The organism is Paenibacillus filicis (assembly GCF_038070315.1).
Taxonomy (GTDB): Bacteria; Bacillota; Bacilli; order Paenibacillales; family NBRC-103111; genus Paenibacillus_G; species Paenibacillus_G filicis.
In genome coordinates, this window is the sequence record NZ_JBBPCC010000017.1 from 70,806 (window position 1) to 84,127 (window position 13,322).

At 40.4% G+C, this 13,322-nt stretch carries 5 protein-coding genes; all 5 read right to left on the bottom strand.

Annotated elements, in window-relative coordinates; all coding sequences use genetic code 11:
* Positions 1-96: 96 nt before the first annotated feature.
* A complete protein-coding gene (locus tag WMW72_RS23470; protein WP_341418010.1) occupies positions 97-5,433 on the bottom strand; it encodes an FtsK/SpoIIIE domain-containing protein in 5,337 nt (1,778 codons plus the stop codon).
* Positions 5,430-6,974 carry a methylation-associated defense system protein MAD7 family protein gene (locus WMW72_RS23475; RefSeq protein ID WP_341418011.1) on the bottom strand — a complete coding sequence of 515 codons (1,545 nt, stop codon included), beginning with the start codon at positions 6,972-6,974 and terminating at the stop codon, positions 5,430-5,432. The genes WMW72_RS23470 and WMW72_RS23475 overlap by 4 nt, the downstream gene beginning before the upstream one ends.
* Positions 6,967-8,805, bottom strand: a complete 1,839-nt coding sequence (locus WMW72_RS23480; protein ID WP_341418012.1) for a hypothetical protein — start codon at positions 8,803-8,805, stop codon at positions 6,967-6,969. The genes WMW72_RS23475 and WMW72_RS23480 overlap by 8 nt, the downstream gene beginning before the upstream one ends.
* Before the next feature lie 148 nt (positions 8,806-8,953).
* A complete protein-coding gene (locus WMW72_RS23485; protein WP_341418013.1) occupies positions 8,954-9,832 on the bottom strand; it encodes a hypothetical protein in 879 nt (292 codons plus the stop codon).
* Positions 9,833-9,836: 4 nt separating this feature from the next.
* A complete protein-coding gene (locus WMW72_RS23490) occupies positions 9,837-13,313 on the bottom strand; it encodes a hypothetical protein (protein ID WP_341418014.1) in 3,477 nt (1,158 codons plus the stop codon).
* Between the last annotated feature and the right edge of the window lie 9 nt (positions 13,314-13,322).

Consider the following 13,322-nt stretch of genomic DNA (forward strand, 5'->3'; position numbering starts at 1 on the left):
TGAAACTTCCACATTAGTATAAATTAGGTTGCCCCTAGGGCAACCTGTTGGCGCATCTAAAATCTATTTTTCTTCTAGGTAAAGTAATGTCATACCTTATATTTTAGTAAGCAATCCAGTAACTTCATTTAAACTTTCACTTGATAAATAAGGGACTTGCCCAAAAATTAAACCGGATTCCCCCTGCAACCTAGCAGACAAATGTCCCTTTCCGAGCAACTTCTCCGCCCCTTTTTCCCCTAAGGAAATCTCCGAAGTCCCAACGCTTTCAACCCTCAGAATTAATCGATTCCCCAAATTATCCCTTAACTGAACCGGCAAGACATTTGCGTCTGGTCGCTGAGCTGCAAAAATTAAATGTATCCCCGCGGCGCGTGCTTTTACTCCGAGGCGCTGAACAATGGAGGAAACCGCATTCTTATATTCATCCACAAGCATCCATTCGGCAAACTCGTCGTGGATTAAGAATATAAGTGGCAGCTTTTCATCGGATACCTTGGCATTATAATCTTTTAGGTTATTTACTTTGATTCCCTTAAACTTTTGGTACCTGTCATTCATCTCAACGACGAGGTCCTCTAGTATCTTTGTTGCTTTGTTCTGGTCATCGACAATCCCTTCAACAAGGTGTGGAAGTTCAGCTAGATGCATATAATCGACACCGTATTTAGGATCAATTAAATAAATGTGTGCCAAATCCTTGCTATTGGTTACGCAGATATCAAGGATTAGATTTTGCAGCAAGACAGATTTACCGCTTCCGGTTGCACCCGCGATGAGTGTGTGTGGAGCATGCTGAGCTCCGCCTTCAAACTCGCCACCTAAATTTAGGTAGAGAAGTTCCCCATCGATTTCTTTGACACCTATCACAAAGCTCATGTTTAACCCGGATGCATTGGTTTGGACCTTCCTTACCTTCCATACATCCGCTAATGATATGCTTTGCCTATGCGGGCGGGCCAGGGAGACAACAATCTCTCCAGGTTGGGCCATGATGTTTATGACATCAAGGGCATGTGTCGTAAGAAGAATAGATCTCCTTTTCTCGATATCGTCCACCTTCAACTGGTCTGATCCCTTTAGCCTTATTACAACAGCATTTGGCGTCAATCGATGGCCAATTACTTTAGCTTGTAAGTTATAGCTAATCAAAGCCATTCTAAGTTTATTTACTGTTTCAGTAACCCACGATTGGTCCTCACTAGTTTCTTCCGTGCTTTGGGCATTCTGTAATATCCACGTTGCTAACTGAGCATTCGCCCAAGGAACTTCGCTGCTCATTTCTGCGATAGGTTTCATTCCCTCTGGGTCCACCGGTTTTGTTCCTTCCCCCTCGTTCACGGGATCGTTTTCCTCTGTATCTCCTTGAGCTTCATCTGTCTCAAAGTCGAACTCAATTTGATCGTCGTCGGAATTATTAGGGGCATTACTTTGTCCCGCGGCAAGTCCATTATTACTCGCAGCAACAAAGTTGATTCTTGGAGCGGGTAATTTAGCATTGCTTAACTCCCAAGGCTTGCTTTCGTCAAGCTTCTCCCTGACTTCGATGATCGAGTTCCCGTGATGATAAGCCAAGACTAATTCTCTTACAAGATCTCTAGTAAACACTTCTTGATAGGAGTTCTTAGCATTCGTAATGGGATTTCTTTCACTATCTAAAACTGTGTCGGGTAACGTAGACATAAATACATGGGAATAACCTTTGATTTCAATGGGAATTTCCCCTGCCCGAATACCCTCACGCAACTCTTCAACAGTAAACGGAGAATTCGGAGCTAATTCGATACCGTCATTTAACAGATCACTTAATCTAGAAAGCCATAAGTCACGGTCAAGTCGTCCTGGATCACCAAAAAGTGCGTTATCCACTCTTGAGACGGTATCGCGCAACTGTTTTGAAGAATTTTTTCTCGCTTCAGATACTCCTTTGGCATCGACATACTTTGCTTCAGAAACAAATACTTGAAGATGCGGCTTAGCTTCAACCATTTTAGGTGCAAGCGCTAAAATATCTGCAATCTGCTCTTCTTTTTGTCCAAGCCAACTTGCATAATCATCAAGGAAAAACCAACCTACAGCCTGTTCTGTTCCCATCTCGGATTGAAGGATCATCTTACTTAGTACGACACCAATTAATTCACCCGCAAACACACCTCGTTTTGCAGCACGAAGTACGATGTCGCCAGATATTGCATTGGCATCCTCAATAAACCGCTCCGTGAGCTGCACTAATTCCACTTCAGTTAACCCTAGGCCTAAAGCATTCAATCTTCTTTTTACAAGTACATTTAACAGGTTTAATTGAGATTTTGAAGAAACAACAACATTTGAACCATGGGATTTATTGTGCTGGTACTTTATTACTTTCACCCCAAGATTCCTAAGCTGTCTTCGTTCTAATAATTGATCATAATTGACTACCCATTCGCCTAGCTTGTGAGCTTCATCGAAGATGGCCTTCACCTTATCATTCTGGAACGAAATTTGCCTTGCCGGTAAAAGGAATGTTCCTGGGTTAACGTCTTTTCCCTTAACAACTGAATAAACCGATGATAAGTAAGACCATCCAACTGAAGGTTGACTTGGACATGCCAAGTACACCGTAGATTTAAGTTCATCCTTCGCTGTAGATCTTCTTTTTGCCCACCGTGGAGGATAGTGATTAAGTAATTCTGGCATCTGCCTCACCTGGACTTCATCCCATTCAAGATTGGCTTGCCGCGAGATAACATCTTGCAAGAATACGATATCAGCAAGCTTTCCCTCTTTGGGGTCTAATGCAGTAGCCTCATGTGCCATGACTCCTACACGGAGGCGTGCCATAAAATCACGGGTTACCTCACTCGCAACAAAGGAATCGGCATCACTATCCGTACTCTCTATCATTTTCATATATAATTCATTTAATTTATTTGTATCCCGATGCCTCAAGATCACCTGGCAGCGCACTTCATCTTCAACTTCGTGCATTGCGGCTAGCGAATTTACGATTGTCTCCGGAAGTCTTGTGGAATCACAGTTGTACAAGACTAAGCTTAGATTCGTCTTTTCGTGCGGTTGAAGATCCAAGTACCGTTCAACTAGGCTAAGAAGTTTATTGCTTGCTTCTTTTGGATCTTCATTCGTCTGCATTTCTTCTTCGGTACGCACTGGGCTTTCCATTAAGGTGTAATCATTCTTAACATCTGTAATCGAAAGGAGCACCGGTTCATGGCCCTTATACCCTATTGCAACTTCTGGATAATAAGGACTTACTATTTCTTCTTTGAGATCCGTAAAGAACAAGCGTTGATCGCCAAAGTCAACTTGGTCCGATGTTAGAACATAGTTTAGTAAACCAATGACTTGCCGCGCCTTAACTGCCTTTGCTGCCATTCGCATCGGGTGCCATGGAGCCACAATGGTCATCGGCTTATTCTTATCTCCATCCACTCTGATATTTCCGATATCCATTACAGGCTGCACGATATGAATTCGATTCATATCACCCAAAGCATGCTCTTGTAAGGATCGTAAGAACTTATCGTACAGCTCGCTTTGTTCAATCATTGAATCAGAACTAATACCATCAAATAGCCAATCATTTATAGACTGCTTGTACTTAGTTGAAAAGTTAGCCCATGTTTCTTTTAGAGCATCATAATCGCTCTGAGAAAGTCTGGCCTCTTCAAGCAACTTCTTCAGGTTATTTAAGATTAGTTTTTGCAAGTCAGTTGTTTTTGCATATACTCCAACTAGGGAACCCCTATCTTGTCCGAATACCGCTTGAATTGTACCGACATCGCTCAAAGATAACCCCTGTAACTTACCTTTTTTGCTAACAGGATTTTGTGATACACTAGAATAAGAGAAAGGGTGCTCAGCAAGTCTCCTTAAATCATCGTGAAGCTCAAGCCCAATCTCTTGAGGGTTACCTTGCCACACCAGTTTCACTTCATTTTTTTGCTTTGATCCCTGCAAGTCAAGGTAACTAAGCTCTATGTAGAATACGATTTGAATAGCTGCTTTTGCAGTTGAGGTGTTCTTTTTGTAGCCTTTCTTCTGTTTGGCCTCTGATACTAACTCATCGTATTTAAACAAATGATACGTTTCCCAATTTACTTGCCAGTTGGTTAACTTCTCAAGCCCCCTGTAAGCAGTGCAAAACGCCATACCTATATCTTCATTAAGGTCCAACCAAGCTTTTTTACTCGTTGTCTTCTGTGTCCGGATTCTTAGAGTCTTCTCCCCAATAAAGTTATCGCATTGAGTAAAGAGGCGCTCAGTTACCTCTAATAAACCAACTAAAAAATCAGTACATTCAATCGCCTTTCCATAAACGAAACGATCCCATTCTGCTTTTAGTGCCTTGTCTGTCTCCAAGTTATGACGGTGCTTATCGTAAAATTCCTTGTCTTCCTCTGTAGCTTCCTTCGCTTTTTTCTTTTGAAAAAGTTCGTTTAAATTATCAAGATAAAGAATCTCCGCATCCGTTAAAGTATCTGGAAACTCATCATCATATAATTGCTGAGTTTTATCTGCCAGATTTACCTTCATTGGCTTTAATTCAAAAAATAGAAGGTTGACTTTATCCGTCTCCCATTCTAACTCCGAAAGGTTCTCCGCCGCGGTAGACCAGCTCACATTGGATTCAATGAACAATTCCATAATTGGTTGAACAGACGGATCGATTTGGCTTTTTACCTTTTCGTAAGAAGCCTGAATCTCACTGTTCTCGATGATTTGACGATTCGAATGTTGCTTATATAGATAACAAGCCCTTTTGTTATATGCATCTGTAAAGAGCTTCTTCCACCTACTAGCATGGCCCAAAGCATTCTCTGGGATTGCATCAAAGTAATAAGAATCACGTGGAATGCGAAGTGCAGGTAACGCCCAACCAAGCGCCCTAACAACAGGAATGCCATTCTCCGCAATTCTTTCACGTACTTTTACAGTAAACTCACTAAATTCCTCAAGGCTGCATTCATTTGCCTCTTGCAAACCTTTCAACGCTTGTTGCCAATGCTTTTTTTGCTCATCGCTTAGAGGGAGGTCGTTACTTGCCACTTGAACCCATATATCTGGGTTACTCTTGAGATCCCCTGCCCCAACCCTTGTTATATCTCTTAGCGATTGCCCTTGATCATCGTTCGTGTTCGCTAATAAGATAGCTGGCTTATCACAAGAAGCATTTCTCCAATAAGTTGTCTTCTCGTCAGTAACCATTTCAGAAGGCAAACTGCCGCCCTCAACTAATTTCCGAGGGACTTTTATGGCCATAGTCGAGACTAGCTGCATATCTTGGCTTATCGTTTTACATATATTGGTGACCTGATCTCCGGTAAGGCGATCCAATAAGAAACGTGCAATTCCCTCTTCAGATTGGCTATTTTGTAATTGCCGGCGAAGATATTCAGTCGCTACCTTTCCAATTAACTCTAGTTGGTTCATGGTAATACTTCCTCCTGAATCCCAAAGGGATTTTCTACATATGCGCATGCATCAGATAATCTGCGTAGTAACCCCATACTTGCCAATCGTTGCTCAAGTCGTCTTGCATTGTCAGAGAACGCTTCTAAATCTGCTCTCCCAGCCTCCGTCAATTCAAGAGCCTGCTTATCGCCAATGATAAAACCATATTTTTCATACAATTTATCTAAGAAGTCTTGGAATTCCATTCTCTTCGGAACAACGCACAGTACCAAAGATTTCAAAAGCATATCTTGGGGAGCATAACGTAGTCTTCGTGCGCCTCTTCTTGACGAGAGTCCTATTTCTTTTCCCCAGACACCGTGAAATTTATCGACGTGTTGCTTGTGTCTATTAATTGCTGCAGAAACAAACATATTAATTAAATCATCGGGTGAATTCGCTGACTCAACCTCACTCTCTTTGTTATCTTTCGGCCAAGCAAATTCATTTTTCAGTACAGTGATTGCCTCATGTATGTCCGTAACTTGATTCCAAGACTCCGTTTCGACAACCTGTCTGATATATGCCTCTACAGCTCTCCGAGACATATTGTTATGCTCAATGAAAGAATCAGAAGATAGTTCTCTGATGATTGTTTTCTTCGGAGAAACAATCTCTAAGATAAATGTTAGTTTGTTAGTATCACCTAAGACGGCCTTCGCCCTGTTTAAACTGTACATTATCAAATGAAGTCCGGTTATGTTTACAAGGTGCGGAATCGCATCGTAATTCGGAATATTGCTTTCTAACAAACTTAACCAATCATCTGCGAGTAATTCATAGTCAGCCAATTCTGGATAAGGCAAATAAACTCCGGTTCGAAGAGGAGATGAACTTACCACGTCTTTCGGTTCTAGCGCTGCAACTAATCGATTAAACTTATTTAATGGGTTTAAGACGCTTTTCTGTAGGTTTGCGAGTATTTGAACCCCTTTGTCGCTTCTCGTCAACATTAAATACAACAGCTCACCAGTTCTACCAAAAAATCTTCGATCATTAGTGAAGCCATTATCTTTTACATTAAGGTCTTCATACAAACAGTCCGGACCGTATGGAAAAATAAATTGTGAGCTCCACCGTTTGTTGTTCTCACCCTCAATTGTTGTTTCTCGAAGAAACTGAATCACCGATGCGAAATCCCCAAAGTTTGAGAACCTTTTTTCTAGGTATTTGAAATCGGCGTTAACGATGCCGGCTTGTCCCTTTCCCATAACTTCGTACCACTGTAACCAGGCTTCTTTATCATCGTATCTATACTTACTTGATATTAGGGTTAATTGAGGGTTATTAAACAAGATGTTCCGTAAGTAGAGTCTTGATTTGGGTGAATACGCCAATTTGTTTGGTTCGGATTCAACAAATGCTCGGCCAGACTCAAGTTCAGATTGAAGAACATTTAAAAATTCCATGAAACAAAGCCATGGGGTTTGCTCATCATATAATCTGTGGCCCCAGATCGCCTCATCTACCCACATATCTGCGTCAATCTTTGTCGGGCGCGGAAGTCTTTCATTATTCATCGTAGTTAACCTCCACGATTCTGTCGTCAATCAAGCCGTCTTGATTTAGTCGAATGATTCTAAATGATAAATCACTTTCATCATCCGAATCTTCTTCATCTATTCTACGGCGCTCCTCTAGTCTTTTAAGAAGCTTGCTTTTAAAACCCAGGATATCTTCATAACACTCCCTGGAAAAACTCCCCGGCAATGCACCCTCGGCAACCCGCGAAAGAAACTCATAGCGAACCAACTGGAGCGGTAGTTCAACTGTAGCAACAGAAGATGATAACTTCACTTCTATCACGAGCTTGCCATTTGCATTCATTCGGATCTGCATGCTTTCCCCGCGTTTTTTCGGTACCGAAATACTCTCTTCAAAAATTCTACTTACCTTCGCTTGGGAATGGCTTCCAGACGTAGCCAAAATCAATTCATCATTGTTCTTTGCTAACAGACCTGTAAAAATTCGATTTAACCCCTGGGAAATCCTCGAAGTTATTTGCGTAGCTACCTTGCCGTCTTTAGCCACTCTGTAAACATCAGACAAAAATTCCCCAGCGTATTGGAAGGTTGTAAGATGCCAAAGTTTAAGGTCATTCTCTTTTTCTCTAGAGATTACAAAAAATAACCTTTGCCTTTGGGATCGGAGAGATTCTAAAAAGTTTTCACCGCTATCTAATACGCCTTCTAGGTATTCTTTTTGATTAGCACGGAAAGTCTGGTCGGCACCGTAGTATGTATCGTTTAGCACAAGATCTTCGTAGTAAGGTAGAAGTTCAGGGTCGTCCTCACCAAAGATTAAGATGTTATCGATCGTATTACTTGTCTCGTAACCAATACCAAACTTTCCGAGTGCAGCAAATACATCAGTAGATTCGCGACGTCTTTCTGTGAGATTCTCACCCAAAATATTTCGGTAAACACTTGCAAGCGATGTTTTATTTTCCTCAACTATTTTAGCAGCATCAGAACACGACATAAGTCGATCCTTGGCCTCCGGATGACCAAGAAGCATGTTTGACACTAAGAGGAGTAGTTGTCTTATAGGAAGGTGCACACCGTTTAACTCGCATAACTCCAAAAGATCGGTGACTCGCGATCTAATCAGCTGTTCGTCTTTATTCCCTTCGAGACGATTACGGTTCTCCCATATAGGACACGTCTTGCCCGTTTGAGCATTTTCTCTCAAAGAGCACTGGTTACAATCATTCCACCCGGGATGTTGCAGTACAACATCCACAATTTGAGGAAAGAGTCTCGCCGCGCTTATTTGGCTTAAATTGTATAGTCTTAGGTTGAACCCGCTTTTTTCTTTAATTTCAGTAACCAACAAATCTTCCACGCACTGTTTTACTTGTACAGTTAGTGGGTCGGTGCCAAGATGCTTCCAGGCTTCAATAAGCTGCCCATCGTTTGCAGCAACTAAAAACACATTACCATCGTTTGGATTAAGGACCGAGTTAACGAACTGATTTAAGATACCTCTTTCCTCATCCTTCAGCTCGCTTAAATCCTTAATAACATAAAGTTTCTTAGAATTTGGCAAATCTAATTCTTTCACCTTATCGTCATTCTGCCAAACTTGTAGCGAACCGCCTAAAGCTAACCAAACTTCTCTGCAGTTATATGTCTTCCCATCCCCAGCCGTTCCAGTCAGTATTACAGACTTAGGACTAGAGGATTTATAGTTTTCAATAAGTTCATTTAAATAAACAGATTCTACGATTATTGGATGGATATTTTTCCGCTTAATTATTCTATGAATCGCTTCATCATACATATTATCGTTACGCGGAATTGGTCCATATTGTCGGAGAAAACCAATCCATTCCGATTGAACTATAGTCATTTTGTACTACCACCTTATCAGAAAATGGTTCCTATGATTCATTCGACACCTTCCAACTAATTTCCTGTTAGTATTACAAATATTCACAATCCCTTCAGGTCCTATAAAACCGTAAAAAACCGCCGATTAATCGACGGTTTGGTATATCTTATGAAAATGAACATACACATGGAATATCTGCATCTGCTTTAAACAAAAATTTTTCGAAACCTTCCGCTTCCATGACTTCGCGGAACTGCTTCATCGTATAAGACCCGCCGTTCTTCTTCAGAATAGATACATCCTTTTGAAGAGTAGCCCTAAATCGCTCTTCCATCTCTTCTTGTTCTTGATAACGCTCTGGCCAAATTGCATATAATAGAGCATAATGCTGATAACCTCCACGCACACACCTTCCAGCACAGTTTGCGTGAGAAAATCCTTTGATGCCATTTCTTAAAACAATTCTGGCATTTTCATTTCCTTCGTTCAACGCTAGCTGCTCTGCAATATTGTACATTCGAGGTAACTCAATGCCCCATTCGTCACGTATGATTCCTTTGGCGTCGAGATCTTCCCTAAACAATTCAATCAATGGAAACCGAGTCTCAATAGGTTCTAATGGGAAATGAGCATAAAAATCTTTCAAGTTCTCAGCCCGATGCTTCTCGTGAGGACCAATTCCAAAATACAAAATGGGTTCTAGGTTCCTTTCATTCCTTAATTCATCTTCCAAGAAAATAATGGTTTGCCTTACTTTTAGTTCTTCTGAGCACTTGGCCAAACGCGCATTTCCAAGAAAACGCTCATCGTAAAATACTTCTTCTGGAGTTCTTCCATCGAGTCTCTCCGTAATTTCCAAACCAATATGGTTCGAAACTTCCTCCATAAACCGGTAATTGTCTTTATCTTCCCATAAAGTGTTTGTGAAAAACAAAATGCAGTTCTCTTTACCGTAGGTTTGCACCATATGATAAGCGACATATGCACTCCCGGCTCCGCCGCTAAACATTGCCACATGTATAACTTTTTTTTCTTTGGTGTCCATCGTATCACTCCGCTTTTACCACGTAATTTTCAAACAACTGATAGATAAGGTACTCAAGTTCTTGCCGCGGCACATTTTTCCCTGCCGCATTAATCATTCTTTCTAAATTTGAATAGACAGTCGCCGACTTAACAGACAGATCTACCTTATTAATCAATTTCCTACTATTGTTAAGTTGAATTGAGACCACATTTAAGTTGCTTTGTTCAATTTCCTGCTCAGTAAGTCTTAGTTCCTCTAAATCGTGACTTAGTTGTGTAAAGAATAGATCATAAGTGGTATCTGACCAATCTTCCACTTTAACGCCGACGTATTTTTCGGAAAAATGTTCTATCCACATATCTTCATTTTCAATGGAAAGAGAGTTATGGATTCTTTCTGGCAACTTATTAATCGAATAAGATCCGTTGACCCGCTGTTCTTCAACCCAATTCTCTAAGCCTTTGGGGCTGCTGACTCCTATAACCTGCAACAACTTCTTAACTAGATCTTTCTTTAGCAGTCCAGTGAAATTCTCTGCGTATTGTTTATTAGCTAACAACTTATTTATGTTGTTTTGGTAGAGCCTTAATAACTGTGTGACCGATTGTTGAGGATCTACCTCAGACCTCTTTATGAGATCCCTAAATTCTCCAAACTCCTTGTCCACGCTAACTGATGTTTGAGCAATTCTAGGAAGTGACCGCAGCCATTTCAATAAAGTACCGCAAATAAATATTAGTCTAGATTGGTTGTTTAACCGCGTTTCAAGCGAATCAACAAAGCACTTCTCAACATTGTTAAATAATTCGACATAACTATCATTAATGTGCTCATAAACGTACTGGTAGTACTCTGCTCCTGTCTCCACTATGATTTCAAAAAGCGTGGCACCATCAATACCTGGAACAAACATGCCGTTGCGATACAACATAAATTCGTTCCAGCGATCCCTAAGCAAAGCAACAAAAAGAATAGGGATCAATGGCTTCCTAATTCCAAACGGTGGAGCCGAAAACAGCTCTACTATATCTTTGAAGTTGCCTGTCGGGTTACTTTCCAATACCTCGATCAGTCTTGATCTAAGCGTAGAGAAAGATTCATTTATTATGTTTGAGTAGTCCAAATTATTGACGTTTTCATCAAGGCTATCATTGTTTTTAAAGATGGCAGCAAACAAGGCATAATCAGGCCCGTTTCCTTCAATTCCAAACTGCTGTTTACGTGGATTCTCGATCATTTTATTAATCAGCTTAATTGCTGCATTTCTTTGCACACCCGAAACCGAATTCCTATTAAAGGAGTCATTCAAGATCACTGGTGTACATTTAAACAGATCATAGCATTTATCTGACAATATCTCCGTAACTTCAAGTTCTGAATTTATTGTCACTTTGTTGCCACCAATATACCAGGCTCCCTCATCCTCGTACGAAACTATTTCGCATAAATACTGAGAGATTCTATACTTGGTTTCATTGAATAAGATCTCTAATTCTTCCCTAATACCTTTATCTTCCGCGAGTAAAGTCTTATTCCTTCTCAATGAGTCCAAACCTAAATAATTGTAAACCTCGGGTATTATTTCCAGTACAGGTTTGGAGTGCAAGAAGAAGAGCGCCCTATCGTTTTCCTTACTCAATCCTCGTAAGACAAGATCTAGTGATTCGTATGTCTCTAAATCATCTGCTAAAACATAGTAGACTGAAAGATCGGACAATTGATTCTCTTGAATCAACTTTCGTTCAATAATCTCTTTTCCATATACAATTTTTACTGCAGAGAATCTTGTCATTCCCTTGTCATCATTGTACCGTTCTGGAAAATAAAATTTCTTTACGAGATTATTGTGTAGAACCTCAATTTCCTTAGATTGATCTGTTTTTAGTAACTGTTTCTCATGTTCCAACCGTTCGTGCAAATCAACCGAGCTTCCTGCAAATAACTCCCAGTAATCATTCACTCTATTAAACCTAATCACTTTATGTTTGCTTAGTACAGGTAAAATATCCGAGAGTTCATCTTCGTTCAGTTGTGTCGCAAATTGTAAGAATTCGGTACTGAGCTTCTGTTCACTTTGTACCGCGCACAAGTTCCAAAGAGTTATAAACTTCACTAAGTTCGTTGCTGACGGTTTATTTAAGAGCTCCTCAGGAAGGCGAGCCATTGCTTTTTTATAAAGAAGGATGTGTTCCGATACATCATCATTCCCAAAATCACTAGAGTCGGGAAAGAAGAAATCAAACAATTGATGGCCTAAGTAATACTCATTGCTTTTGCCAATATGATTTAGTAACCCGCCCGTCTCTTGACTTTCTAGAAAAGTAAACAACGTTCTTTCATTTTGTCCAAACACCCGGGTTAGGTGTGGCAAAAGGAAAATTGAAACCGGGTGAAGCGGGAACATGCCACGAACAACCAACTCATCTCGTTCCGTCTGATTAATACTCGGAAAGAGGGGGTACTTTCTCAGCATTTCACGTGTTTTAGTGAAAGCTTCATCGCTAATACTTGGCTTCTGGTTAATATTCTCCGTAAGTATTAATTCTGAGATTCTCAGAAAGGTGGCTTGGTCACTTTTCACTAAGTATTGATTGAATCGTTTCTCAATGCGTTGAAACTCCCTTGCCGCATCTTCATTTGAAGCATTGAAATATGAACGCAAACTTCTATGTGCAATTAGTAAAAAATGTATCGAGCTCGTTCTGTTTGCCAATTCAGCGAGATCTTGAATATCTTGCATAGCCTCATTAAATTTAGTAGCACTCAGGCCCTGCAGGAACCGGGCAAATTCATCATATACGATAAAAATGCCCAAGTTATTTTCTCGTAACACGGCTGCCAGATACTCCATCTGAGACAAAAAGTTATGATCATAATCGATATCAAACGAAGCACCAGCAGTTAGAAGTGGGTACATTTCTGAGAAATATTTAATCTCAGTTTCATTCTGCTTTTTTATTTCTTCTAGCCATTGAGCTATTTGCCTACCACTTTGCTCCAACTGAAAACAAAATTTGTCATACGTATCAGGGAAGTCATTCTTCCACAATTCAATACACTTTATAATTTTCGCTGCCAGCCCGGGTAATACAATATCGATGCCTTTATCTTTGAGTTTCTTAATAACACTAGATAAAATCGAATGTCTAAATCTCCCTTCGTTACCACTCAATAAAACTGGCAGGTAAGGTATCGTTAATTTACTAGCAATTTTAATTTTTGATGCAATATGGTCGTCGACTTGTTCAAACTTTTCGACCAACGCGTCAACTTCGGAAGAATTCGTCATTTTTGACACAATACTTCCGATTACGTTGGCTAACAGCGATTTTCCAGTACCATACGGCCCAATAATAATATGAGATCGGTTAGCCTCTTCAGCAAACCCATCAATTATCCCTTTCATTGCCTCCGCGTGAGAAGGCGTCGGAATATATCGTTTTATTAACTCTACATTTCCAATATCGAATTTAATGTTAACACTAGACTTAAATGCCATTTCTAGTAG